At 70.5% G+C, this 25001-nt stretch carries 29 protein-coding genes; 7 read left to right on the forward strand and 22 right to left on the reverse strand.

The window, feature by feature from the left end:
* Positions 1–30: 30 nt before the first annotated feature.
* Entirely contained in the window at positions 31–879 is an 849-nt protein-coding gene (locus tag ABFJ78_RS04355; protein ID WP_436384349.1) for an aminodeoxychorismate lyase, read from the forward strand.
* Here the strand turns inward: ABFJ78_RS04355 and ABFJ78_RS04360 are convergent.
* The 10 genes from ABFJ78_RS04360 to ABFJ78_RS04405 form a co-directional block, all read right to left on the reverse strand.
* Positions 858–1283, reverse strand: coding sequence for a hypothetical protein (locus tag ABFJ78_RS04360; RefSeq protein ID WP_436384351.1), 426 nt, complete (start codon positions 1281–1283; stop codon positions 858–860). The two genes, ABFJ78_RS04355 and ABFJ78_RS04360, sit on opposite strands and share 22 nt — an antisense overlap.
* Before the next feature lie 98 nt (positions 1284–1381).
* Positions 1382–2227, reverse strand: coding sequence for a biotin-dependent carboxyltransferase family protein (locus ABFJ78_RS04365; RefSeq protein ID WP_436384352.1), 846 nt, complete (start codon positions 2225–2227; stop codon positions 1382–1384).
* Positions 2224–2820, reverse strand: coding sequence for a 5-oxoprolinase subunit B family protein (locus ABFJ78_RS04370; RefSeq protein WP_436384353.1), 597 nt, complete (start codon positions 2818–2820; stop codon positions 2224–2226). The genes ABFJ78_RS04365 and ABFJ78_RS04370 overlap by 4 nt, the downstream gene beginning before the upstream one ends.
* Before the next feature lie 4 nt (positions 2821–2824).
* Positions 2825–3439 (reverse strand): FABP family protein, encoded by a 615-nt coding sequence (locus ABFJ78_RS04375; protein ID WP_436384355.1) that lies wholly within the window; start codon positions 3437–3439, stop codon positions 2825–2827.
* Between the two features lie 234 nt (positions 3440–3673).
* Positions 3674–3985: a DUF1416 domain-containing protein gene (locus tag ABFJ78_RS04380; protein WP_436384356.1), complete on the reverse strand. Its 312-nt coding sequence runs from the start codon at positions 3983–3985 to the stop codon at positions 3674–3676.
* The gene (locus ABFJ78_RS04385; protein ID WP_436384358.1) at positions 3985–4821 is read right to left on the reverse strand and encodes a sulfurtransferase; all 837 of its coding nucleotides are present in this window, start codon (positions 4819–4821) and stop codon (positions 3985–3987) included. Before ABFJ78_RS04385 ends, ABFJ78_RS04380 begins: the two co-directional genes overlap by 1 nt.
* Before the next feature lie 31 nt (positions 4822–4852).
* Positions 4853–5284, reverse strand: a complete 432-nt coding sequence (locus ABFJ78_RS04390; protein WP_436384359.1) for a DUF4395 domain-containing protein — start codon at positions 5282–5284, stop codon at positions 4853–4855.
* Between the two features lie 82 nt (positions 5285–5366).
* Positions 5367–5462 (reverse strand): putative leader peptide, encoded by a 96-nt coding sequence (locus ABFJ78_RS04395; RefSeq protein WP_436384361.1) that lies wholly within the window; start codon positions 5460–5462, stop codon positions 5367–5369.
* 132 nt (positions 5463–5594) lie between these two features.
* On the reverse strand, positions 5595–6026 hold the full coding sequence (locus tag ABFJ78_RS04400; protein ID WP_436384362.1) for a TlpA family protein disulfide reductase: 432 nt from the start codon (positions 6024–6026) through the stop codon (positions 5595–5597).
* Between the two features lie 11 nt (positions 6027–6037).
* Positions 6038–6934, reverse strand: coding sequence for an LmeA family phospholipid-binding protein (locus ABFJ78_RS04405; RefSeq protein ID WP_436384363.1), 897 nt, complete (start codon positions 6932–6934; stop codon positions 6038–6040).
* A 154-nt stretch (positions 6935–7088) separates the two neighbouring features.
* Here ABFJ78_RS04405 and ABFJ78_RS04410 point away from each other — a divergent pair, with 154 nt between their 5' ends.
* The 6 genes from ABFJ78_RS04410 to pstB all read left to right on the forward strand — a co-directional run bounded on the left by ABFJ78_RS04410 (position 7089) and on the right by pstB (position 12984).
* On the forward strand, positions 7089–7835 hold the full coding sequence (locus ABFJ78_RS04410) for a winged helix-turn-helix transcriptional regulator (RefSeq protein WP_436384364.1): 747 nt from the start codon (positions 7089–7091) through the stop codon (positions 7833–7835).
* A gap of 67 nt (positions 7836–7902) precedes the next feature.
* On the forward strand, positions 7903–8808 hold the full coding sequence (gene mshD, locus ABFJ78_RS04415; protein WP_436384365.1) for a mycothiol synthase: 906 nt from the start codon (positions 7903–7905) through the stop codon (positions 8806–8808).
* Positions 8809–9033: 225 nt separating this feature from the next.
* Entirely contained in the window at positions 9034–10164 is a 1131-nt protein-coding gene (gene pstS, locus ABFJ78_RS04420) for a phosphate ABC transporter substrate-binding protein PstS (protein WP_436384367.1), read from the forward strand.
* 51 nt (positions 10165–10215) lie between these two features.
* Positions 10216–11280: a phosphate ABC transporter permease subunit PstC gene (gene pstC, locus ABFJ78_RS04425; RefSeq protein ID WP_436384368.1), complete on the forward strand. Its 1065-nt coding sequence runs from the start codon at positions 10216–10218 to the stop codon at positions 11278–11280.
* A gap of 2 nt (positions 11281–11282) precedes the next feature.
* The gene (pstA, locus tag ABFJ78_RS04430) at positions 11283–12197 is read left to right on the forward strand and encodes a phosphate ABC transporter permease PstA (protein ID WP_372671738.1); all 915 of its coding nucleotides are present in this window, start codon (positions 11283–11285) and stop codon (positions 12195–12197) included.
* Positions 12198–12207: 10 nt separating this feature from the next.
* Entirely contained in the window at positions 12208–12984 is a 777-nt protein-coding gene (gene pstB / locus ABFJ78_RS04435) for a phosphate ABC transporter ATP-binding protein PstB (RefSeq protein WP_020642202.1), read from the forward strand.
* 77 nt (positions 12985–13061) lie between these two features.
* Here the strand turns inward: pstB and ABFJ78_RS04440 are convergent, their stop codons facing one another.
* The 12 genes from ABFJ78_RS04440 to ABFJ78_RS04495 form a co-directional block, all read right to left on the reverse strand.
* Positions 13062–13619 carry a dihydrofolate reductase family protein gene (locus tag ABFJ78_RS04440; protein ID WP_436384370.1) on the reverse strand — a complete coding sequence of 186 codons (558 nt, stop codon included), beginning with the start codon at positions 13617–13619 and terminating at the stop codon, positions 13062–13064.
* 116 nt (positions 13620–13735) lie between these two features.
* On the reverse strand, positions 13736–14401 hold the full coding sequence (gene phoU, locus ABFJ78_RS04445) for a phosphate signaling complex protein PhoU (RefSeq protein WP_436384371.1): 666 nt from the start codon (positions 14399–14401) through the stop codon (positions 13736–13738).
* 83 nt (positions 14402–14484) lie between these two features.
* Positions 14485–15879, reverse strand: coding sequence for an LCP family protein (locus tag ABFJ78_RS04450; RefSeq protein ID WP_436384372.1), 1395 nt, complete (start codon positions 15877–15879; stop codon positions 14485–14487).
* Between the two features lie 1616 nt (positions 15880–17495).
* Positions 17496–18173, reverse strand: a complete 678-nt coding sequence (locus ABFJ78_RS04455) for a GGDEF domain-containing protein (protein ID WP_436384374.1) — start codon at positions 18171–18173, stop codon at positions 17496–17498.
* A 109-nt stretch (positions 18174–18282) separates the two neighbouring features.
* Positions 18283–18846 (reverse strand): isopentenyl-diphosphate Delta-isomerase, encoded by a 564-nt coding sequence (gene idi / locus ABFJ78_RS04460; protein ID WP_436384375.1) that lies wholly within the window; start codon positions 18844–18846, stop codon positions 18283–18285.
* A gap of 86 nt (positions 18847–18932) precedes the next feature.
* On the reverse strand, positions 18933–19766 hold the full coding sequence (locus ABFJ78_RS04465; RefSeq protein ID WP_436384376.1) for an alpha/beta fold hydrolase: 834 nt from the start codon (positions 19764–19766) through the stop codon (positions 18933–18935).
* 37 nt (positions 19767–19803) lie between these two features.
* Complete coding sequence (locus ABFJ78_RS04470) at positions 19804–20331, reverse strand: cysteine hydrolase family protein (RefSeq protein ID WP_436384378.1); 528 nt, start codon at positions 20329–20331, stop codon at positions 19804–19806.
* Positions 20328–21761, reverse strand: a complete 1434-nt coding sequence (locus ABFJ78_RS04475) for a purine-cytosine permease family protein (protein ID WP_436384380.1) — start codon at positions 21759–21761, stop codon at positions 20328–20330. The genes ABFJ78_RS04470 and ABFJ78_RS04475 overlap by 4 nt, the downstream gene beginning before the upstream one ends.
* Positions 21758–22633: a PfkB family carbohydrate kinase gene (locus tag ABFJ78_RS04480; protein ID WP_436384381.1), complete on the reverse strand. Its 876-nt coding sequence runs from the start codon at positions 22631–22633 to the stop codon at positions 21758–21760. The genes ABFJ78_RS04475 and ABFJ78_RS04480 overlap by 4 nt, the downstream gene beginning before the upstream one ends.
* Positions 22630–23625, reverse strand: coding sequence for an ADP-ribosylglycohydrolase family protein (locus ABFJ78_RS04485; RefSeq protein ID WP_436384382.1), 996 nt, complete (start codon positions 23623–23625; stop codon positions 22630–22632). Before ABFJ78_RS04485 ends, ABFJ78_RS04480 begins: the two co-directional genes overlap by 4 nt.
* Positions 23622–24314, reverse strand: coding sequence for a GntR family transcriptional regulator (locus tag ABFJ78_RS04490; RefSeq protein ID WP_436384383.1), 693 nt, complete (start codon positions 24312–24314; stop codon positions 23622–23624). Before ABFJ78_RS04490 ends, ABFJ78_RS04485 begins: the two co-directional genes overlap by 4 nt.
* A gap of 33 nt (positions 24315–24347) precedes the next feature.
* Positions 24348–24986 (reverse strand): VC0807 family protein, encoded by a 639-nt coding sequence (locus ABFJ78_RS04495; RefSeq protein WP_436384384.1) that lies wholly within the window; start codon positions 24984–24986, stop codon positions 24348–24350.
* Positions 24987–25001: the final 15 nt, after the last annotated feature.

The following is a 25001-nucleotide window of genomic DNA, read 5'->3' on the forward strand; positions in this document are numbered from 1 at the left end:
CCGCTAAGCCTAGGTGAGTACCGTGTGCCCATGCGCGTGCTCGTCCTCCTCGACGGAACCCCGGCCGACCCAGACGTCCCCCAGATCAAGGTCGACGACCTCGGGCTGCAGCGCGGCGACGGCGTCTTCGAGACCGTCCTCGTCGTCGACGGCAAGCCGCGGGAGCTGCGGCCGCACCTCGAGCGGCTGGCCCGCTCGGCGGCCATGCTCGACCTGCCCGAGCCCGACCTCGCCGCGTGGGAGCACGTCGTTTCGCTCGTGCTCGAAAGGTGGACCGGCGGGCCCGAAATGGTGCTGAAACTGGTGTACACCAGGGGATCCGACGGTGACCCGGCCGCGGTGCCGACCGGTTTCGCGCTCGGCTCGGAGGTCACCCCGGCGACCTTGAAGGCGCGTGCCGAAGGCGTCGCCGCGATCACCCTCGAACGCGGCTTCCCGCCGGACCTCGCCGAGCGCGCGCCTTGGCTGCTGCTCGGCGCGAAGCCGTTGTCGTACGCGATGAACATGGCCGCGGTGCGCGAGGCGCGCCGCCGCGGCGCCGAAGATGTGATTTTCACCGCGACCGACGGTTCGATCTTCGAAGGGCCGACGTCGAACGTGGTGCTCGCGAAGGGCCGGACGCTCTACACGCCGCCGTCGAGCATCGGCATCCTCCCGGGCACGACCCAGGCCGCGTTGTTCCGCGGCGCGGAGAAGGCCGGCTGGGCGGTCAAGGTCGAGCCGCTGACCGTGCGCGACCTCGTCGAGGGCGACGGCGTCTTCATGGCGTCGAGCGTGCGCAAGCTGACCCGCGTGCACACGCTGGACGGCGAGCGGCTGCCGGACTCGTCGGCGGTGTACGCCGAGCTCGTGGCCGCCTACGAGGCCGAGTACGCCTGACCGAGGCGGATCCGGACGACGGCGGGGGCGACCTCTTCGGCGCGGTAGGCGGCGATCTTGTGGTGGCCGTCGATGATCAGCTCGCGGTCGCCGTCGGCCAGCAGGACCGCGACCGGGCGGTGGCCGGTGCGGATGGCGGTCCGGTAGTAGCCGACGCGGGCCTCGTCGGCCGGCGGCCAGGTGTCGGTCGGCGTGAGCAGCTGGTCATCGGGCAGGCGTTCCGGGCCGCTGACGCGGTAGTCGCCGTCGACGAGCAGGTCGAGGACCGGGCCGAGGGTGGTGGCGAGCGGGCGGCGCAGCTGACCGGTGGCCAGCGCGATCCGCAGCGACTGGGGCAGCTCCGCCCGCACCCGCGTGTTCACGTCGAGGAAACCCGTGCCACCGCTGATCGTCACCTGTTCCACGCCTATCAGGACGGGCGGCGGCGCGACATGGTTCCAGGACTCACGCGGACGGGTGCACCGGGTGATCGGCGTCTCACTCCCCTGGCGGTAGCGGACTTTCAGGACATCCGGAACCGGACGCGGGTGCCCGGCCGGGCCTGGGCGAGCGCGCTCAGCGCGGCGGGCCGCACGACGGCCGCGACGGGGTAGCCGCCGGTCGTCGGGTGGTCGGCGAGGAACACCACCGGCAAACCGCTCGGCGGCACCTGGATCGCGCCCGTGACGACGCCCTCGCTGGGCAGCTCGCCGTCGATCGCGCGGCGCAGCGGCGTCCCGTCGAGGCGCAGGCCGACGCGGTTGGACTCCGCCGTGACGGTCCACCACGCGGAGAGCCCGCGCGCCGGGTCGTCGAGCCAGTCGTCGCGCGGGCCGAGCGTCACCGGCACCACCAGTTCGGCCGGGGCCGGCGCGGGGACGATGACGTCCGCGCCCGCCGGGATGCCGGGCTCCCCGAGCGGAAGCACGTCACCGCCCTTCAGCGGTGCCGGGCCGATACCGGACAGGACGTCGCGGGAGCGGCTGCCCAGCACCTCCTCGACGGCGATCCCGCCGGAGACCGCGAGGTAGCAGCGCAGACCGGTCGACGGCGTGCCGACGGTCAGCGTCTGGCCGGCGCGCACCGGCACCGGGACGTGGGAGCCGAAGGAGCGGCCGTCGACCCGGACGTCGACCACCGGGCCCGTCACCGCGACCGTCGCCGAGGCCGTGAGCCGCACCGCGAGGCCGCCCAGCAGGGCTTCGATGCCCGCGGCCGTCGCAGGGTTGCCGGCCAGCCGGTTCGCGAGCCGCAGCGACGCGGTGTCCAGCGCGCCGGACGGCGCGACCCCGAGGTGCGCGTAACCGGGCCGGCCCAGGTCCTCGACCAGCGCGTACGGCCCGGGGTCGAGCACTTCGAGGGACCTCACCGGACGCTCCGGAAGCGGACGCGGTCCCCCGGCGCGAAGAGCGCGGGCGGGTCGGCGTGCGGGTCGAACAGCGTCGCCGACGTGTGGCCGAGCAGCCGCCAGCCACCCGGCGACTCACGCGGGTAGACGCCGGTGAATTCGCCCGCCAGGCCCACCGACCCGGCCGGGACGCGGGTGCGCGGCGACTCCAGCCGCGGCTGCTGCAGCTGCGAGGGAAGCCCGGTCAGGTAACCGAAGCCGGGCGCGAAGCCGGTGAACGCGACCGTGTAGACGGCTTCGGTGTGCAGCTCGACGACAGCGTCCACGGACATCCCAGCGTCCGAAGCGACCAGGGAGAGGTCTTCGCCGTCGTAGCGGACGTCGAGCGTCACTTCGCGTGGCTCGCCGGCGGGCGGGTGCGTCAGATCGGCGTCGTCGAGCAGAGCTTTCACGGCGGCGACCCCGCCGACGACCAGGAGGCTGCGGGCGCCCGGCACGAGGTCGACGACTCCGGCCGGGCGGGCGGCCGCCACGGTCGCGTGGGCCGCCCGCATCTGCTCGAGGGAGTCGCAGTCGAGCAGGGCGGCGTCTTCGCCACACCGCCGCCAGCGCACGGCGTCAGCCGACGACGCGGCGCAGCAGGGCCGAGGAGTGCGGCTGCATCTCCTGGCCCACCATCGCGCGTTCCTCGACGTAGCCGAGGGAGCCTTCGATCAGGCCGTACAGCCGCTGGGCCGCGGTGACGTCCTTGGCCGTGGCCGTGCGGATCACCGCGTCGGTACCGAGCTCCCAGGACGTCTGGTTGCGCGGCTTGCCGTAGTACAGCTCGACGATGCCGGTGTTGTGGGTGAGCAGCAGCTCGATCGTGTCGTCCTCCTGCGGCCGCCAGAACCCGGACTCGCGGGCGGCCGGGCGGATGACGTTGCCGTCGTCGTCCAGCAGCCACGAACGGGCCTCGTGGATCAGGAAGGGGCGGCCGTCGTGGGAGATCGTCAGCTGCTGCGCGAACTTGCGGGGGCCGTCGATGGTCGGGTAGTCGACCTCGCCCTCCCCGCGCCACACGCCGACGAGCGGCAGCAGGGCGAGGCAGGCGTCGTTGAGGTTCGGCCCCTCACGCAGGTTCGCGGTGTCGTTCGGGATGGGCAGGTCGTCCCACAGCGGGAGGTTGCGCGCACGCGTGCTTTCGGCGCGCTTCTCCGCTGCCGCGATGGCTTCGTCGCCGCTGGCGGTCATGGGTCAGCGCTGGTCCGCGTACAGCCGGTAAACGACGTAGACGGCGAACCAGGTGATCGCGACGCCCGCCAGCACCAGGAGGGTCGTAAACAAGGCTTCCACGGCTGGCAGCTTAGTCCGCCGCCCCGCGTCCGGCGCCGCGCAGGGTCGTCACGGTGAGCACAGTCACCCGGCCGGAAACGCCAGGAAGGGCACGTCCACCGAAGTGGAAGTGCCCTTCCTGGGGAACGAACGTCAGCCGACCGAAATGGCCAGCTGGTGCAGGCCCGGGCCCTCCGCGGTGACCGAAGCCTCGCCGTTGCCCGTGCGGTGCAGCGCGCGGACCGTCCAGTCGCCCGGCGCCGCGTAGAAGCGGAAGTCGCCCTCGGCCGAGGAGACCACCTCGCCCGTGAAGTCGCCGCCGCCGTCCAGCAGCCTCACGAACGCGCCGCCCACCGGGCCGTTCGCGCCCGTCACCTTGCCGGCGAGCACGACCTGCCCCCGGGTGTCGAAGTCCGCCGGCGTGGCCTCCTGGACCGGTGCGCCGCAGCTGTCGTCTACCGCCATCACTTGGCTCCCAACTCGACCGGCACGCCGACCAGCGAGCCGTATTCCGTCCACGAACCGTCGTAGTTCTTGACGTCCTCGTAGCCCAGCAGCTCGTGGAGCGCGAACCAGGCGATGGAGGAGCGCTCACCGATGCGGCAGTAGGCGATGGTGCCCTTGCCCTCGTCGATGCCCTCGTCCTTGTAGAGCTCCTTGATCTCTTCCTCGGTCTTGAAGGTGCCGTCTTCGTTGGCGACCTTCGCCCACGGCACGTTCAGCGCGCCGGGGATGTGCCCGGGAACCTGGGACTGCTCCTGCGGCAGGTGCGCCGGGGCGAGCAGCTTGCCGGAGAACTCGTCGGGCGAGCGCACGTCGACGAAGTTCTTCGACCCGATCGACTGGACGACCTCGTCGCGGAACGCGCGCAGCGAAAGGTCCTGGTCCTGCGCCTTGTACTCGGTGCGGTCGCGCTTGACCTCGTCCGAGTTCAGCTCGCGGCCGTCGAGCTCCCACTTCTTGCGGCCGCCGTCGAGCAGCTTGACCTTGTCGTGGCCGTACAGCTTGAAGTACCAGTACGCGTACGCCGCGAACCAGTTGTTGTTGCCGCCGTAGAGGATGACGAGGTCGTCGTTCGAGATCCCCTTCTCCGACAGGAGCTTCTCGAAGCCCTCCTTGGAGACGAAGTCGCGGCGCACCCCGTCCTGCAGGTCGTTGCGCCAGTCGAACTTCACCGCGCCCCGGATGTGGCCGGCGTCGTAGGCGGTGGTGTCCTCGTCGACCTCGGCGAACACGACGCCGGGGGTGTCCAGGTTCTCCTCGGCCCACTGGGTGGTGACCAGGACGTCTTCACGGCTCATGGGAACTGAACTCTCTTTCTGGGTCGGACTTTCAGGACGCGCGGGAGGGGGTGAAGCGTTTGAAGAGCAAGAACATTTCGCAGCCCAAGCAGAAGTTGAAAGCCGCGTTGAGGAAGGCCGCGAACAGCGCGAACGCCGTCGCGACGATGCCGAGCGGGACGATCCCCACAGCGAATCCGATCGTGCCCACCAGGGCGAACACGAACCCGACGGCCTGGGCGAACCGCAGCGGGGCGGCGTCTTCGCGCTCGGACGTCGGGCCGAGGCGCGGGGCCACGAGCGTGCGGTACACGATCGAGTAGGGCGCCGGCTTGAGCCCGACGAACGCGCCGATGGCGAACACGACGGTCTGGATCGCCAGCAGCGGCCACCACTGGGTGACCAGGACGACCGCGAGCACGATCGTGGTCAGGATGGCGGCGAACCGCGGGCCACGCGGGTCGACGGCCGGTCCGGCGGACATGGTTCCTCCAGCTGGAGCAGAGCGGGGTGCGTGCGAACGGCACGCGTCAGCGGCATCAGGGCTGGCTGGGACCGGACGTGCTTCAGCGCCGGTCGGAGGAAGCGCGACACAGGCTGCTGCGGACGCGGCAGAGGTCGACTGCGCGTCGCTGCGTCAAGAAGGTGGTCAGCCCGGTCACGGGTGCGAGGGTACCCAGAGCTCCCTCAGAGTGGGAACCACGTTCATACCTTGGGACGATTCCCGGCCTGTGGGACGCCGCACCCCCTCGTACGCATCTTTCGTGGAGAAAGTGAATGTGCGAACGCGAACGTCAGGGGGTGGGTGCGGTGAGATGGGGCCGCAGCGCGGCCAGCAGTTCGGGGCCCTTGGGGACGCCGCCGACGCGCAGCAGCTCGCGGCCGTCCGGGGTCAGCGCGATCGTGGTCGGCGTCCGCAGCACGGACAGCGACTGCGCGACCTCCGGGGAGTTCGTGACGTCGAGTTCGACGTGGCGCAGGCCGTCGGTGCGCTCGGCCAGCGGCTCGAGCACGGCCTTCGCGTGCCGGCAGGGCGCGCAGAAGGTGGTGGAGATCTGGACCAGCGTCACGGCGGACGCCGGGTCGAGCACGTCGGTGACGGGGCCGGGCAGCTCGCGGGCGGGCGACTTCCGAGCGTCCCGCACGCGGCCGTCGCGCGCCCGCAGCAGCACGCCGACGGCCGCGGCGGCCACCAGCGTCGCCACGAGCACCCACAGCCCCGTCACCGGCAGCTCCCTTACTTGCTCAGGTCCGCGAAGGACACGTTCGTCGCTTCGCCCTTGATCGTCACCGATCCGCTCTGCACCCGCACGCCGGTCGGGGTGACCGACAGCGGCAGGTCCTTCGTGCTGATCGACGCCTTGAAGTTCGGCATCAGCGCGTTCTGCACCGCCTGGGGAACGACCGTGGTCTCCTGGTCATTCCCGAACTGCAGCCGCTTGGGGACGAAGTCGATCGTCCCGCCCTTCGCGTCGGCCTCGATCATCGCGAAGCAGAAGATTTCCAGATCCTTGCCCGCGAACGAAAGGTGTCCCGAAATGCGGACACCGGTGCTCGACTCGTCCTGGCCGGCCTGGCCCTCGGTGGTCGTCGTGGTCGGCGCCGGCTCGCTCTGCCCGCTGTCGCCGTTCTGGACGTACTCGGCGGTCGACGGCTCGATCCGCAGGTCCTTGATCTTGTCCAGCGGCGACAGGCGCGCGAGGTCGGCGGCCTTGATGGTCACCGAGCCGGTCAGCTTGCCGATCGTGATCGCCTTCGTGTTGCCGTTCGTGAGGTCGGACAGCGGCGCCGTGACGTCCTCGAGCTCGGCGTTCACCGCGACGTCCTGGAGCTTGTCGGCGACCGGCACGCCGGCGGCGGACACGCTGATGTGACTGTAGTCACCGCCCAGGGCCTGCGTGAGGAACGGGAAGCCGTGGATGGTCACCGACGGGTCATCGGTCAGCTGCAGCTGCGTACGGGCCTTCTGGGAGATCATGTGCTCGGCGTACGCCGCGGCCCCGAAATCGGCGCCGACCAGCAGCAACACCAGGACGACGAGCGCGATCACCCAGCGCCGGGCCCGGCGCCCGCGGCGCCGTGCGTCCGGCCTCGGTGCGGGTCGGTCGTCCCGGGTCACGGGCCTGCTCACCATCGCGTCCGTACTCCTGTTCGTCGGGGACACCGGGGTTTTCTCCAGGTGTGATCGATCCAGCAAGGGTTAGGTGCCCGGCCGTTCAGCCGCTATTCTCACTTAGCACCGGCAAACGCCACCCGTGAGGCGACGACTTGTGAAGGCGGTGCGGCTGATGAGCCTGGACCTTCTGGTACTGACTGCGGAAGCCGACGCCACTTCGGTGCTCCCCGCGCTGGACCTGCTGCCGCACACCGTACGCGTCCGCGCTCCCGAGGTGACCGCCCTGCTCGACGCGGGCCACCGCGACGTGATCCTCCTCGACGCCCGCAGCGACCTGGCCTCGGCGAAGAGCCTCTGCCGGCTGCTCAAGGGCACCGGCGAGGACGAGGCCGCGACCCCGATCATCGCCGTCGTCGGCGAGGGCGGGCTCGTCGCCGTGAGCGCCGAGTGGCGCACCGACGACATCCTGCTGCCCACCGCGGGCCCGGCCGAGGTCGACGCCCGGCTGCGGCTGGTCACGACCCGCGACGGCGGTTCCCAGCAGGTCGACGCCGAGCTGCGCGTCGGCGAGCTGGTCATCGACGAGGCGACCTACACCGCCCGCCTGCGCAAGCGCACCCTCGAACTGACCTACAAGGAGTTCGAGCTGCTCAAGTATCTCGCCCAGCACGCCGGCCGGGTGTTCACCCGCGCCCAGCTGCTGCAGGAGGTCTGGGGCTACGACTTCTTCGGCGGCACCCGCACGGTCGACGTGCACGTCCGGCGGCTGCGCGCCAAGCTCGGCCCCGAGCACGAGCAGATGATCGGCACCGTGCGCAACGTCGGCTACAAGTTCGAGCGGCCCGCCAAGGGCGGCGTCCCCCGCCAGGCGGCGGTCCCGGTCGAAGCACCGGCGGAGACCCCCGAGCTCACGCACTGACGCCGTCACACTTTCCAGGACGCGGTGACAGCCTTCGCGTTGCCTCCGGCACGGGTACGGTCGCAGGGTGACTGGAGACGGCGAGTGGCGCCAGGAACTGGACGACAAGCAGCTCGACGACGTCCGCGGGCTGCTGCTGGCCGTCCGCGACGCCGACGGGCGGCCGGAGGTCGAGCCCGAGGGGGCCCTGCCCGGTGAGTTCGACGGCGGCGAGCACCTCGTCGCCTGCGTCGAGGGCGAGGTCGTCGGCTACGCCCACCTCGACACCACCGGCGACTCGTTCGGGCACCAGGTCGCCGAGCTGTTCGTGCACCCGGCCCACCGCGACCGCGGCTACGGCGCGAAGCTCCTGCAGGCGGTCGACCAGCGCGCCGCGGTCGGGTTCCGCATCTGGGCGCACGGCGACCACCCGGCGGCGCGCAAGCTGGCGCTGAAGACCGGCTTCGAGCGCAAGCGCGAGCTGCTCATCCTGCACACGGACGTCGAGGGCGCGGACTGGCCCGAGCCGCGGCTGCGTGACGGCGTCTCGCTGCGCACGTTCGTCCCGGGGCAGGACGAGGACGCCGTCGTCCGGGTCAACGCGCTGGCCTTCGACTGGCACCCCGAGCAGGGCGCGCTGACCGCCGGCGACCTCCGCGCCGACGAGGGACGTGCCTGGTTCGACGCCGACGGGTTTTTCCTCGCCGAAGAAAACGGCCAGGTCATCGGCTTCCACTGGACGAAGGTCCACGAGCCCACGCCGGGCCGGTTCGGCGGCGAGCGCGTCGGCGAGGTCTACGTCGTCGGCGTCGACCCGGCGGCGCAGGGCGGCGGGCTGGGGCGGGCGCTGACGCTCGCCGGTCTGCGGTACCTCGCGAGCCGCGGGCTGCGGCAGATCATCCTGTACGTCGAGGGCGACAACGCCCCGGCGCTCGCGGTCTACACCAAGCTCGGGTTCACCCGTCACGAAACCGACGTCCAGTACGGTCGGTGACCACGGTCGACGCGGCGCGAGCGGCTCGTCACTGAGGGCATACGCGCAGGTCACGGCCAGGACACGGCGCCCTTTCCAGGTAGTAGCACTCCTCACATCGGGCGCCTTGTTCACTTCGCGTTCATTTGATGAGGGCCGAGCGTCCACCAGGGCTGCCTAATGTCCGGATCCGGCGCGGCACCACGCCGCGACGACCCGGTCAAGCTCCTGATGGAGGAAACAGCAGTGAAGATCATGCGGCCCCTGAGCGCGGTGGGCATCGTCGCGAGCGCCGCCCTCGTGCTCGCCGCCTGTGGTACCGACCCCGCGGCGTCCAACAGCAGCAGCTCGAACGCGGCTTCGGCCCCCGCTGCCACCGGCACCGCCGACGTGGAGTGCGGTGGCAAGAGCCCGCTCTCCGCGGAAGGTTCGTCGGCCCAGAAGAACGCCATCGACATCTTCACGCAGCAGTACAGCAAGAAGTGCGCCGGCCAGCAGGTCAACTACAACCCGAGCGGTTCGGGCGCGGGCGTCAAGCAGTTCAACGCCAACCAGATCGACTTCGGCGGCTCCGACTCGCCGATCAAGGACGCCGACGCCGCGGCCGCCAAGGCCCGCTGCGCCAGCGACGCCTGGAACATCCCGCTGGTCGTCGGCCCGATCGCGGTCGCCTACAAGCTGTCCGGTGTGGACAAGCTGACGCTGACCCCGTCGGTGACCGCCAAGATCTTCAGCGGTGGCATCACGAAGTGGAACGACCCGGCCATCAAGGCGGTCAAGGGCAACGAGAGCCTGAACCTGCCGGACAAGCCGATCCAGGTCGTCTCCCGCGCCGACGAGTCGGGCACCACCGACAACTTCCAGAAGTACCTCGGCGCGGCCGCGAAGGCGGACTGGACCAAGGGTGCCGGCAAGAAGTTCAACGGTGGCGTCGGCAACGGTGCGCAGGGCTCCAACGGTGTCGCGACCGCGGTGAAGGCCTCCGACGGTGGCATCACCTACGTCGAGGGCGCGTTCGCCAAGGACGGCCTGACCCCGGCCCTGATCGACAGCGGCTCCGGCGGCGTCGAGCTCAACGCGGCGAACGTGGCGAAGTCCCTGGACGCGGCGAAGTTCCTCAACGAGGGCTCGAACGACCTCGCGCTCGACCTCAACGGCATCTACGCCAGCAACACCCCGGGTGCCTACCCGCTGCTGCTGACGACCTACGAGATCGTCTGCTCGAAGTACGCGAACCCGGACGTCGCGAAGGCCGTCAAGGCGTTCCTGACGGTGGCCGCGACCGAGGGCCAGCAGCCGCTGTCCGCCAAGGGCTACGTGCCGATCCCGCAGTCGCTGCAGACCAAGGTGCTGGCCGCCGTCAAGGCGATCTCCTGAACCGGCATTGCGACTGAATTCCGAGTGATAGAGGCTGGTCAGAAGTAGCTGATGAGCGAGTCATCCTCGACGCGAACGCCCACCGGCGACCCCGGTGGGCGTTCGTCGTCCGCCACGACGCCCCCGGAGGTCCCGATTTCGGAGCAACCAGGCTCCCCGGCGGCGCCGCAGCCGCCCGCGAGCGAGAAACCGAAGAAGCGGCCCGGTGACCGCATCTTCCAGAACCTGACCACCGGGGCGGGTGTCTTCGTCGTCGCCCTGATCGGCCTGATCGGGCTCTTCCTGCTCATCCAGGCGATCCCGGCGCTGCAGGCCGACAACGCCAACTTCCTGACGAACCACGGCTGGTCGACCAACGACCCGGCCAACATGTCGTTCGGCATCCTCGACCTGCTCGAGGTGACCGTGGCGACGTCGGTCGTGGCGCTGATCATCGCGATGCCCGTCTCGCTGGGCATCGCGCTGTTCCTGACCCAGTACGCGCCGAAGCGGCTCGCGCGGCCGTTCGCGTACGTCATCGACCTGCTCGCCGCGGTGCCGTCGATCATCTTCGGCCTGTGGGGCATCCTGGTGTTCGCGCCGGCCATCGAGCCGTTCTCGCAGTGGATCAACACGACGTTCTCGTGGTTCCCGCTGCTGGCGCCCGGCAACGTCGCGCCGAGCGTGCGCGGCACGATCTTCACCGCCGGCATCGTGCTGGCCGTCATGATCCTGCCGATCATCACGTCGCTCTCGCGCGAGGTCTTCGAGCGCACGCCCACCCCGCACATGGAGGGCGCGCTCGCCCTCGGTGCCACCCGGTGGGAGGTCATCCGCACCACGGTGCTGCCGTTCGGCAAGGCCGGGTACATCGGCGCGTCCATGCTCGGCCTCGGCCGCGCGCTCGGCGAGACGATCGCACTGGCCGTCATCCTGCTGATCCCGCAGGGCAAGAACTTCGACTGGAGCCTCTTCGACGGCGGTGCCACTTTCGCCTCGAAGATCGCCGCGAACTACAGCGAGTTCAACAACGAGATCTCGGCCGGCGCGTACATCGCGGCCGGCCTGGTGCTGTTCGTGCTCACGTTCCTCGTCAACTTCGCGGCCCGGTCCGTCATCGGCAAGAAGGGAGACTGAGCATGACCACCACGCTCGAAGCCCCTGCCACGACCCCCGCGTTCCAGCAGGTCAGCCTGGCCCGCAAGGTCAAGAACGGCATCGCGACGACGCTCGTCTGGCTGTCGTTCCTCATCGCCGTCGTCCCGCTGGTGTGGGTGCTCTACACGGTGGTCGCGAACGGCATCAAGCGCATCCCGTACAGCAACTGGTGGTCGCAGGACCTGGGCAACTACCTGTCCGACGAGGTCGGCGGCGGGGTGCTGCACGCGATCATCGGCAGCCTGCTGCAGGGCCTCGTCTGCGCGGTCATCGCGGTGCCGATCGGCATGCTCGTCGCGATCTACCTCGTCGAGTACGGCCGGGGCAAGCTCGCGAAGGCCACGACGTTCATGGTCGACATCCTCTCCGGTGTCCCCTCGATCGTCGCCGCGCTGTTCATCTACGCGCTCTGGATCACCACGTTCGGCCTGCCGCGCAGCGGTTTCGCGGTCTCGCTGGCCCTGGTGCTGCTGATGATCCCGGTGGTCGTCCGCTCGTCGGAGGAGATGCTGCGGATCGTCCCGGACGACCTGCGCGAGGCTTCCTACGCACTGGGCGTGCCGAAGTGGAAGACGATCATGAAGATCGTCCTGCCGACGGCCATGTCCGGCATCATCGGCGGCATCATGATGGCCCTGGCCCGCGTCATGGGCGAGACGGCGCCGCTGCTGGTCCTGGTCGGCTATTCGGCCTACACGAACTGGGACATCTTCAGCGGCGAACAGGCGGCGCTCCCGCTGCTGATGAACAACGAGCGCGTCACCAACTCGATGGATCCCGGCTCGGTCGGCTTCGACCGGATCTGGGGTGCGGCCCTGACCCTGGTGCTCATCATCGCGCTGATCAACCTCCTCGCCACCGTGTTCGCGCGCCTCGTCGCCCCGAAGAAGAAGTGAGCTGTTCCTGATGGCCAAACGACTCGATGTCAAGGACGTCGACATCTACTACGGCAAGTTCCACGCCGTGGACGGTGTCACCCTCTCCGTGCCGCCGCGCAACGTCACCGCGTTCATCGGCCCGTCCGGCTGCGGCAAGTCGACGGTGCTGCGCACGCTCAACCGCATGCACGAGGTCATCCCCGGCGCCCGCGTCGAGGGCGACGTCCTGCTGGACGGTGAGAACATCTACGCGTCGTCGGTCGACCCGGTGCAGGTCCGCCGCACGATTGGCATGGTGTTCCAGCGCCCCAACCCGTTCCCGACGATGTCCATCAAGGACAACGTCGTCGCGGGCCTGAAGCTGGGCGGCACCAAGGGCAAGAAGACCCTCGACGACATCGCCGAGCGCGCCCTGCGCGGCGCGAACCTGTGGAACGAGGTCAAGGACCGCCTCAACAAGCCGGGCGGCGGGCTGTCGGGCGGTCAGCAGCAGCGCCTGTGCATCGCGCGGGCGATCGCGGTCCAGCCGGACGTCCTGCTGATGGACGAGCCGTGCTCGGCCCTGGACCCGATTTCGACGCTCGCGATCGAGGACCTGATCGGCGAGCTGAAGAAGGACTACACGATCGTCATCGTGACGCACAACATGCAGCAGGCGGCGCGGGTTTCCGACCAGACGGCGTTCTTCAACCTGGCGGGCGTGGGGCAGCCGGGCCGGCTGGTGGAGCTCAACGACACGGAGAAGATCTTCTCCAACCCCGACGAAAAGGCCACGGAAGACTACATTTCCGGCCGCTTCGGCTGATCGTCGTTGGGGGACAAGGCCTTTCTCGCCGGTGCTCGGGGCCGGCGAGAAAGGCCTTTTCTTTTGTCCTTTGTGGATCACGCCGGAACGTGGCGCAGCGTCAGGATTCCCGATTCCCACGCTTTGCTTTCCGCCAGCTTCAATTCCCGGCGCTCGGTGAACATCGGCTGTCCCGCGCCGATCGCCGTCGGGTAGAGCTTCGTCCAGTACTCGTCCACCAGCCCCTCGCGGACGAACTGCCGCACGGTCGACACCCCGCCGAAGAGCACCATGTCCTTGCCGGGCAACGCCTTCAGCTTCTTGACCACCCTGACGAGGTCCTCGCCGGCCAGGCGGTGCGGCGCGGCCACCTCGGTCAACGATCGCGAGAACACCACCTGCGGCGTCGAAATCATCCACGTCGCGAAGTCGACGAGCTCGGCCGGGCTCGCCGGGTCCGTCGCCTGGGCGCGGAAGTTCTGCTCGATCCCGTGGTGGAAGGTGCGTCCGGTCAGGATCGTGTCGACCCGGGACCGCAGCTCGTCCGACAGGGCGATGTTCATCGCCGGGTCGGGCGTCATCCAGTCCAGCTCGCCCGCCGGGCCGGCCAGGTGGCCGTCGAGGGTGAGGTTGACGTAGGCGATGACCTTGCGCATGTCCGGCTCCTTCGTGAGTGTGCTGTCATCCCTTGAGAGACACCGGCCGCGCGAAACTCATCGGTCCCCACGAAAAAGGCCCCTGACCTGCGTCAGGGGCCTTTTCGAAGGGGTGCTCAGATGTCGTCGTCGGAGCCGTAGCCCGGCATCTTGCCGGTGACCACGAAGATCATCCGCTTCGCGACCGACACCGCGTGGTCGGCGTAGCGCTCGTAGAAGCGGCCCAGCAGCGTCACGTCGACCGCCGCGGCCACGCCGTGCGGCCACTCGCGGTCCATCAGGACCGTGAACAGGTGGCGGTGGATGTCGTCCACCTGGTCGTCGTCGGATTCGAGGGTCTTCGCCGCCTCGACGTCCTTCGACTTGATGACCTGCTCGGTGGACCGGGCCAGCTTGACCGCGACCTCGCCCATCTCGGCGAAGTACGGCTTCACCGCCTCGGGCAGCACCGGGTCGGGGTGCCGGCGCCGCGCGGCCTTCGCCACGTGCAGCGCCAGGTCGCCCATCCGCTCCAGGCTTTCGGCGGCGTGGATCGCCGCCAGCACCGTGCGCAGATCGGTGGCCACGGGCGCCTGCAGGGCCAGCAGGGCGTACGCCTGCTCCTCGCACTGGGCGCGGGCGTCGTCGACCTTCGCGTCGTCGCTGATCACCTGTTCGGCGAGACTGAGGTCGACCTCCAGCAGTGCCCGTGTGGCGCGCTCCATGGCGTCGGCGACCTGGACCGACATGGCGGCCAGGTTGACGGCGAGCTGTTCGAGTTCGACATGGTAAGCCTCACGCATGGCCCAACCCTACGGCCAACCGTGACCAAACACCGCATCGCCGGGTGAACCGCACGTGAACCCGGTCTAACGATCCTCGCGGATCAGCCCGTGGTGCCGCTCTTCTTGCTCGTCGTCGACTTGGACGTGCTGGTCTTCGACTTCGACGTGCTCGTCGGCGGAGCCTGCTCGCTCTGCGGGATGGGCGCGTTCGGGTCCGGCAGCGGGGTGTTGTTGCGCAGCGCGTCGAAGAGGGCCTTCGTCTTGCTGCGGACGAGCACCTCGTTGCCGCGGCTGTTGGGCAGGCCGACCGTCGGCACGGTCAGGAACGAGATCTTCGACGGATCCAGGCCCTTCATCGACTGCGCCAGCGTCATCATCTGCTTGACGCCGAGGTTGTCGCCGAAGGTGGCCTTCGCGAACGCCGTGATGAAGTCGCTGAGCTTGCCGGGATCGAGCACGACGTCCGACGACATGACCTTCTTCAGCAGCGCGCCGATGAAGGCCTGCTGCCGCTTGATGCGGCCGTAGTCCGACGTCGGGTCGCCCTTCACGTGCCGCGCGCGGACGTAGTTCAGGGCCTGGTCACCGGAGATCGTGACGTCGCCGGTCTCCAGCAGCACCTTGCCGAGGACGGTGTCGTCGATCGGGGTCTCGTTGTGGATGGTGACGCCGTGGACCGCGTCGACCATCTCCTTGAAGCCGTTGAAGTCGATGCCGACGAAGTGGTTGATCCGCAGCCCGGTGATCTGCTGGATGACCTTCGTGACGCACGACGGCCCGCCGACGGCGTACGCGGTGTTGAGCTTCGCGATCTTCTGGCCGGGGACCTTCTCGTCGGTGTTCTTGCTCTGCGCGGGATCCCAGCGCTGGCATTCGGGCCGGTCGATCTCGAGGTCGCGCGGGAACGACGTGACGACGACCCGCTTCCGGTCGGCCGGGATGTGCGCGACCATCACGGTGTCGCTCCGGGCGCCCGGAGTGCTGTCGGCGGTCCCGACGCCTTCCTCGGCGGACGCGCCGTCACGGGTGTCGGAGCCGACCATCAGGAAGTTCTCGTCGTTGGCCTGCGCGTCGGCGTCCTGGATGTCGGACGAGTTCTCGTCGAGCGCGGAGACCTGCGTGAACTTGGCGTCGAAGTACGTTTGAGCGCCCCAGGCACCCCCGATGCCGAGGAAGACGAGCCCGGCGACGACGGCCGCGGCGATCCGGCCGTACCGCACGGAACGTTCGATCTTCCGCGCCTTCTTTTCCTGGAGCCGGGTCTGCGCAGCTTCTTCTTCGGTTTCTTCGGGTGGAGGCGTGGGCGCGACGACGCGTTGGAGAGCGGTACGGGTGCTCTCGATGAGCGAAGCGGGCGAGAGGCGCTCACGGCGTTCCCGGCGCTTCGCTTCTTCGGCTTCCATCTCGTCGTGGGCGGCGGAGAAGCGGGCGAGCGTGTGGTCGATCTTGCGGCGGTACTGGGTGGCCTCGTCGATCGCTTCCATTTCGTCGGTCATGGTGAGCGGATCGAGCTCGGCCCGAGCCGGCACCGCGCCGGGACGCCGCTTGGGCGGTTCGGGAACCGGAGGGCGCTTTTGGGTGGGGGCATCGACGGCGTCGGCACCGCTCTGAGCGGCGGCGCCCTCGGCCGCGGCGCGGCGCGGGCCGGGGCTGTCGGGAGTGGCGCGTCGGGGCCCGGCCGCTTCGGGGCTCGTGCGGCGCGGGGGCGCTTCGGCCGCGGGCCGGCGGGCCGGACGCTGCGGAGCGGCTGCCTCGGCGGTTGAGCCCTCGGGGGCGGGGCGCCGGGCGTCGGACGCTGCGGCCCGGCGAGCGGCTGCACCACCGGCGGGGGCCGGACGCTGCGGCGCGGCCGCGTCGGGGGAGCTTTCGGTGCGCCAAGAGGCGGCGGGGCCGTCGGCCGCACCGCGCCGAGCGGCGGCACCGGGGCGCTGCGCTGCGTCGGGAGAGCCGTCGGCGGCACGGCGAGCGGCCGGGTGTGCTGCGTCGGGAGCGCTTTCAGCGGCGCGACGGCCGGTGCGGGGTGCGGCTGCTTCCGAGGAAGCGTCGGGCCCCGGGCGGCCTTCGCCGGCAGCGCGTCGGCCGACGACCGGGCGGGGCGCGGCGGCTTCGGGAGAGGTGTCCGGAGCTGAGCGTCCCTCGGCGGCGCGACGGGCGGGGCGCGCGGCGACTGTCTCGGAAGGTCCGTCGGGAGCTGGGGGTATGTCGGCGGCGCGGCGGGCGGTGCGGGGTGCGGCTGTCTCGAAAGATCCGTCGGGAGCTGGGCGTCCGTCGGCGGTGCGGTGGGCGGGGGGCGCGGCGGCTGTCTCGAAAGATCCGTCAGGAGCTGGGCGTCCCTCGGCTGCGCGTCGGCCTGGGCGCGATACGGCTACCTCGGAAGACCCCTCAGGCGCCTGGCGTCCTTCGCTCGCGGCACGGTGACTACCGGTCGCGGACGGGCGCTGCGGTGCGGCTCCCTCCCCCTCCGGAGCCGGCCGCCTCAAGCGCCGCGGCGGCTGGGGAGCCGCCGCCGTCTGCTGGGGGCCTGGGTTGGCCGCCGGGGGCCGGCGCTGGAGCGGGGCCTCGGGGGCCGGGGCCGCCGCCGTCGTGCGGCGCGGCTGGCGCGGCCTCGGCGGGCGCGGTTGACGAGTCGCGTCCGTGGGTACTGGGTCCTCGCCGGGGTCCGACGGCCGCGCTCGCGGCGGAGCAGGTGGCTCGGCCGCGCGGGCACGGTGCCCGGGCTGCTCGGGACGGTCCGCGCGCGCCGGGAGCGGGCGAACGCCGGTGGACTTGGCGACGACGTCCGAGACGCTGATCCCGCCCTGGTCCTCCATCGACCGGCGTCTGCCGGTGCGGGGCCGCGCGGGACCGTCCGAACGGCGACCGGTTCCCGGGCTGTCGTGCTCGTCCGGCACTCGGTCTCCTTTCGCGCGATCGAAGGCGGGGTCGTGACTTGGCCGTCTTCCCCCGCGAGAGGTGATCGTTCCCCCGGAGGTTTTCGTTATCGTACGGATACCCCCCGTTCGTGACGACACCCTCCCGGAATTTTCTTCACCTTGAGTCGACGAACGGCCGCTGGCCGTCGACAAACGGGTGACCGATGCCCGCAGCTTTCCGGGGTAATGCGCGGTTTACGTTACTCAGAGTTGGATATTAACCGCGTGCTTTGCGCGTCGTGATAGGCGACTTTGTTCCGTCCGGCCCGTTTCGCGGCGTAAAGCAGGTCATCGGCGTCGCGCAGCTGGCGCTCGGGCGGCGCCGGGGCGTCCGGCCCCTCGTGGGCGAGGCCGGCGCTGATCGTCACGCGCAGTCCCGGCTGCAGTTCTGACCAGGGATGACGGGCGACGCGCACGCGGGCGGCGTCGACGATCCGGAGCGCGTGCCCGGAGTCGACGCCGGGCAGCCACAGCACGAACTCCTCGCCGCCGTAGCGGGCGCAGAACCCGTCCGGTGGCAGCTCCTCCTGGAGCAGGTCGGCCACCCGGCGGAGGACGCGGTCGCCGACGAGGTGACCGTACGTGTCGTTCACGCGCTTGAACCGGTCCAGATCGACGAGCGCGATGCCGAGCGGACCGGGCTGCCGATCGGCGAACGGTCGGTACAAGCGCTCGTCGAGGTAGCGGCGGTTGTAGCTCGACGTCAGCGCGTCGCGCAGGCTGCCGTCGCGCGCGATGTCCAGCGCGGAGCGAAGGTGCTGGTAGGCGCGCCGCCAGTCGCCCTGGGTGGCGAAGAGCGTCGCGACGGCCTCGTGCAGGCGGAGCAGATCCGGTGCCTGTGGGCTCCGACGCAGCACGGCTTCGTCCCCGGCGACCATGCCCACCTCCACCACGCATTGGTTGTCGTCGTAGCGGGGGCCGCGCTTGAGGATGAAGGTGAATTTCGCTCAAACGGGAGGGCGCCGGTGACGCTCCGGAGTCGTGCCGTCAGAGTCCGGAGAACGGCTCGATGCCCTTGAGCTGGCTGAACTGGTCCTTGGCCCAGTAACTCACATTAGCCGTTTCGTCGTTCAGTAGCTCTTGGTAGTCGGTCCACGCAACCCAGCGCCACTCGCCGACCTCGGCCGGGTTGGGCTGGGGCTCGTCGTCGGCCCAGGCGGCGAAGACGGGGCAGAACTCGTTCTCGACGATCCCCTGGAACGGCGGCGTCCGGTAGCGGTACTTCGGCAGCACGCAGTGCAGCCCGGACAGCGACGGCAGTCCGAGCTCGTAGTCCGCGCGCCGGCGGACGGCGTCCTCGAGCGGCTCGCCCGGCGCCGGGTGGCCGCAGACGCTGTTGGTCCAGACCCCCGGCCAGACCTTCTTGTGCAGCGCGCGCTGGGTGATCAACAGCGCGTTGTCGGCGCGCCGCAGGACGTAGCACGAGAAGGCCAGGTGCAACCGGGTGTGCTCGTGGTGGCTGGCCAGCTTCGGGCCGGTTTCGCCGGTGGGCACGCCGTCTTCGGTGACGAAGACGACCTGCTCGGTCTCGGGTTCGGTCGCGATGTCCACAACCCCAGTGAACACGACGGACGGGCGGCCCCCGTACCGCGATGCGGGTGGGTTACCGGCGGTCCGCCCGGCCGGGTGACGGGCCGTTACCGCGCGTCGAGGTGCTCGACGATGAGCGTGGTGACGGCTTCCGGCGCCTCTTCCGGCGCCCAGTGCGTCACGTCTTCGAGCATCTCGAACCGGTAGGGCCCGGTGACCCAGTTCGCGGTGTCGAGCGCGGCGGTCGAGCCGAACGAGACGTCCTCGGTGCTCCAGACGTAGAGCGTCGGCACGGAGATCTTGCCGATCTTCCCGCCGGGACGGCCGGCGCGGTACCAGTTGAGGGCCGCGGTGAGCGCGCCCGGCTCGGACAGCCGCTGCACGTAGTCGTCGACCTTCGACGGCGGCAGCCGCCGCTCGAACATCTCCCGCAGCGCGCGGCCGTCGTTCTCCAGCATCCGCCGCTCGGTGACGCGGGTCTGGCGCCACTCGGTCATGTACCGCGTCCGCAGGTGCTGGTCCTCGTCGGTCTTCATGGCATCGGCGAGCGCGGCCGGGTGCGGCGTGGAGACGACGGTGAGGCTGCGCAGCCGTTCGGGGTGCGCGTCGGCGGTCCACCAGGCGACGGCCCCGCCCCAGTCGTGCCCGACGAGGTCGAACTGCTTCCAGCCGAGCTGTTCGGTGATCGTGACAACGTCCCCGACGAGGTGGTCGATGGAGTAGTCGCCGGCGGCTTCGGGGCGCACATCGGGCGAGTACCCCCGCTGATCGGGCGCGACGGCGCGGTAGCCGAGCACCCCGAGGGTGGCGACTTGGTGCTCCCACTCGACGGCGGCTTCGGGGAAGCCGTGCAGCAGCAACACGGGCCGGCCGTCTTCGGGCCCGGCCGCGATGGCGTCGAAGGAACCGGCCTCGGTGGGGATGCTGATGTGGTCGATCACGGGGCCGAATCTACTTCGCGCGGTTGAACGTCCGGTGTCAGGCCAGCACCTCCTCCGTTGTGGCCACCTTCACCAACGGGCCGTACAGCCTCATGACGTCCAGCGCCTTCGTGTGGCTCTCGTCGTCCACGCCTGCGCACGCGTCCGATACCACCGTTACCGATACCCCCGCGTCCGCTGCCGCCAGTGCCGTTGACAGCACGCAGCAGTCCGTTGACACGCCCGCCAGCACCAACCTCGCGCCGCCTACTCGGGTGGCCATGCGGGCTGTCCACTTGCCGAACGTGCTCGCGTCCACTGTGGATGGTGGCTGGAACGCGTCGATGATCTGGTACAGCCGGGAATCCGGGGGCTGCAACGCGAACGGCCACTGCTCGTAGTACTGCTTCCACGCCCCCTCCGGACGCGCGGGCGCGATGAACCTCGTGAACACCACGTCGTCGCCGAATGCCGCTGTCAGGCGGTGGATCTGCGGGACTATCTCGGCGAAGCGCGGCGTGAACCACTCGCTCGCCGGGTCCGCGAACACGTTCTGCAGGTCGATGACCGCCAGGACCGATCTCACGCTGCCTCCTGCGCGCGGATGCGTTGCCGCGTAGACAACGTCACCACGAAACCGAGCGCCAGTGCCAGGAGTACGCCGAGGTTCGCGTACGCCCACGAGCCGTCGCGGCCGCCCAGGCCGAGCGGCTCCAACAGGTAGCCCTGCCACTTCAGCCAATCCGCCGACGTGTTCGTCACCAGGCCCCAGCCCAGCGCCGTCGCCACCAGGACCAGTGCGATCGGGCCGACGCGGACGTTGCCGTAGCGGCCGGCCGGGTCGAACAGGTCGCGCTCCGCGTAGTCGCGCCGCCGTAGGAGGACGTCCGCGAGCATCACGCCGCACCACGCCGCCACCGGGACGCCCAGTGTCACCAGGAAACCCTGGAACTGGCCGAGGAACTCGCCGCCGAAGAAGACGATGTAGATCGTGCCCGCCACCATGAGCACGCCGTCGACGAAGGCCGCCACCGGGCGCGGTACGCGCAACCCCGCCGAGAGCAGCGCCAAGCCCGATGAATAGATGTCCAGCACCGCGCCGCCGACGAGGCCGAGCACCGCGACGATCGCGAACGGCACCAGGAACCACAGCGGCAGCAACGTCGTCAGCGCGCCGATCGGGTCGGCCGCGATGGCCTTGTTCAGGTCCGGCGACGAGCCGGCCAGCAGCAGCCCGAACACCAGCAGCACCAGCGGCGCCACCGACGCGCCGAACGTCGTCCAGCCGACCACGCCGCGGCTCGACGACGAACGCGGCAGGTAGCGCGAGTAGTCCGCGGCCGCGTTGACCCAGCCGAGGCCGAAGCCGGTCATCAGGAACACCAGCGCGCCGACCCACTGCTGCGCCGAACCCGACGGCAGCGCGCTGACCGCGTCCCAGTGCACGTCACCCGCCACGAGGACCACGTAGACCACCGTGAGCACGCCGGTGATCCAGGTGATCCACGTCTGCAGCTTCATGATCGCGTCGAAGCCGAGCACGCCGGCGGCGACCGTCAGCGCGGCGACCACAACGAGGGCGATCACCTTCGTCGCGGTCCCGCCGCCCCAGCCGAGGCGCTCGAAGACCGTCGACGTCGCCAGCGTCGCCAACGCCGTCAGCACGGTTTCCCAGCCGACCGTCAGCAGCCACGAGATCGCCGACGGCAGCCGGTTGCCGCGCACGCCGAACGCCGCGCGCGAGAGCAGCATCGTCGGCGCCGAACCGCGCTTGCCGGCGATTGCGATGAACCCGCACAGCAGGAACGAGAACAGGATGCCGACGACGCCGGCGACCAGCGCCTGCCAGAACGAGATGCCGAAGCCGAGCGTGAACGAGCCGTAGCTCAGCCCCAGCACCGACACGTTCGCGCCGAACCACGGCCAGAACAGCTGCCGCGGGCGCCCGCGGCGCTCGGCGTCGTCGATCACGTCGAGGCCGTTGGTCTCCACCTCGAGCCTGCGGGTACCGCTCATGTCGTGGCCTCCACCAGCTTGTCGATCTCCGCCCGGCGCGGTGCCGTCGCCGGGCCGCGGCGGGTCACCGAAAGCGCGGCCGCCGCGTTGGCGCGCACGGCGGCGTCGAGGAGGGTACTGCCGCGCAGCAGCTCCGCGGCCAGTACGCCGCAGTGCGTGTCGCCGGCGCCGTTGGTGTCCACCGCGTCCACGGGGAAGCCCGGCACGTCGGTGACGCGCCCGTGCTCGAGGACGCGGCAGCCCTTCGCGCCCTCGCGGACGACGGCAACCGGCGGCAGCGCCCCGAGCACGTCCGCTTCGCGGGCGTTGCAGCTCAGGATGTCTACAATGGACAGTAAGTCGTGAAGGTCTCCAGGGGTGATTTGGGCGGCCAACGGGCCGGGGTCGAACAGGATCCTCGAGCCGGGCAGGCGGGGTAGCCACTCGAGGAGAGCCGTGCGATTGCTCTTATGCAACAAACTGTAGCCAGTCACGTACACCACGTCGTCATCCTTTGGAACGACTTCGGCGAGCGCGGCGGATCGCAACCGTCCCTCGGCGCCGGTGCCGGTCGCGAAAGTGCGCTCGCCGCTCGCGTCGACGAGCGCGACGACGACGCCGGTGTCCAGCTCGGGCGTCGGTTCGTGGGCCAGTTCGATGCCTTCGGCCGTCAGGGCCGCACGCACGAGATCGCCGAAGGCGCCGGCGCCGTGGCTGCCCGCGTAAAGCACCCGGGCCCCGGAGCGCGCGGCCGCGGCCATGACGTTGAAACCGCCGCCGGGCAACAGGTTCGTCGAAGACGCCATGACGTCACCACCCGGCGGGGGCAGGGCCGGCACCGCCATGACGAGGTCGAGAACGACCTGCCCGGTGTGCACCAGCCGCCCGCTCATCGGCGGCGCAGCTTGAGGAGCTCGTCGACCAGCGGGCCGAATTCGAGGCGGTTTACCGCCAGGACGGTCTCGACGACGTCGGGGCGGAAGACGCCGACGCCGTGCGCGGCGCCGAGCATCGCCCCGCAGATCGCGGCGACCGTGTCGGTGTCGCCGCCGAGCCCGGCGGCCAGCCGCAACGCCGCCGGCGGGTCGTCGCCCATGGCCTCGGCCAGCGCGAACGCGGCCACGACCGACTCCTGCGACGCGACCGACGTGCCGATGACCCGGGCGACCGCGTCGGCGACGGCGTCCGGCGCCATGCCCCGCACCCAGCCGCGGGCCCAGCGGATCCGCGCGGCGATCTCCCCGCCGGGCGCCCAGTGGCCGCGTTCCCCGCCGACGACGGCCGCGCGCTCGCCGGCGTCGAGCGCTTCGGGCAGGCTCGCGCCGTCGACCCCGGCGGACACGGCCGCCGCGACCGCGGCGGCGGACGCGATGCCGAGGCTCGTGTTGTGCGTGACGCGCGCGGTCGCGACGACGGCGTCGACCAGCCGGTGCAGGTCCTCGGACGGCGTGGCGATGCCGACCGGCGTGACGCGCATGGCGGCGCCGTTGGTCGTGCCGGTGCGGCCGGCCTCGTCGGCCGGGACGCCGTCCTGGAGCCGGGAAAGCGCGCGTTTCGTCGACGGGCCGAGCAGGTCCGCGGAGCCGCGGCGGACCATGTCCGCCTCCCAGATGAGCAGGGCGTCGGCGAAGACGTGCGGCTCGACGGTGCCGCGGCCGTCGATGAGCAGCCGGGCCAGCAGGACGGCTTGTTCGGTGTCGTCGGTGACCGACCCGGCGGGCATCGACGGCGCGACCGGCTGCTCGGCGACGGCGGTCAGCAGGCCGGTGACCGGGCCGTAAGTCGCGGCGATCGCGGCGCGGGACATGGACTGCGTCGGCATGCCGAGCGCGTCGCCGACGGCCAGGCCGGTGAAGGCGCCGAGCGCCCGGTCCCGCGCGCTCACCGGTGTCCGAAGGTGAGGTGGAACTGGAACCGGTCGGGGTCCAGCAGGCTGACGACGCGTTCGACGAGCCGGCCTTCGACGTCGACCGAGGTGCGCTCGGCGCGGAGGAACAGCTCGCCGATGCTGCGGCCGAGGAGCTCGGCGGCGCAGGCGTCGAGGCGTTCGGTGCTGATCCACTGGTCGCCGCCGACGGAGATCCGCCCGGCGGCTTCGAGGGTCTTGGTCAGGGAGCCGTCGCGGAGGCCGGTCTCGGGGAGGTCGGCGAGCAGGCCGGCGGCGGGGACGGTGGCGGTTTCGAGCGAGACGCCCCGCTCGTGCTCGCGCCGCAGCCGCCGCACGGCGACGTAGGCCGTCTCGCCGAACTCCTCTTCGAGGGCTTGGTCTTCGACGGCCTCGATGCCGAGGAGTTCGGTGGTGACGGGCGCGCCGGCGTCGGCGAGGGCGCGGGCCCAGCCGATCCGCTGGTCGAGCTGGACGCCGTCGAAGGTGACGAACGAGCCGACGCCGGCCTGGGTGGAGATGAGCTCGAGCTGCTGGAGCTCGGAGAGGGCGCTGCGGACCGTGCCGCGGCTGACCTGGTACTGCAGGGCGAGCTGGTTTTCGCCGGGGAGCCGTTCGCCGTGGGCGAGCCGGCCCGAGCGGATCAGGTCGGAGAGGTCGCCGACGAGCTGCTGCCGCTTGCTGTACATGTACACACCTGTACACGTCGGGGTTGTCGCAGGTCAAGCCGCGACCAGGTGTTTCACGTCGGCCTCGATCATCTTGCCCGCCTGTTCGGCCGTCTTCCCGCCGATGACCATGATCACCGCAAAGGCGCCCACGAAGATGACGGTGCTCAGCCAGACCATGGTTTCGATCGGCAGCGTGAAGGCCCCGACGACGCGAGCAGCGGACTCGAGCACGAAGCCGATGCCCCAGATGACGCTGGTACGGCGCATGATCGCTTCGAACCGCGGGGTGCCGGCGAGGCGTTCCCAGGCGGCCTCGTTTTCGGGCTTGCCGCGGGTGAGGAACGGCTGGATCGTCTTGGTCATGATCGGCGCCGCGGTGAACGCGGAGGCGAGGATGACGAGTCCGGTGATGCCGCTGCCGAGCGAGTCCTTGGCGATCATCATGCGCGCGTCGCCGGAGACGAAGGTCAGCAGCATGCCGACGACGTTCGTGACCAGCACGACCAGTGCGAGGCCGTTGAGGGTGCGGTGCTTGGCGAACTGCTGGAGCGTCCGCGCGAGCGGGACGACACCGCTGAGGGCGAGCGACAGGAAGACGCTCACGCCGAGCGCGTGGAGCCCGTAGTAGACGCCGATCGGCACGGCGATGTCGATCGCGAGGGACTTGAGCGGGGAACCGTTGTTCGTCATGGGAAAAGCTTGTCG

Source organism: Amycolatopsis sp. MEPSY49, from assembly GCF_051337345.1.
Classification (GTDB): Bacteria; Actinomycetota; Actinomycetes; order Mycobacteriales; family Pseudonocardiaceae; genus Amycolatopsis.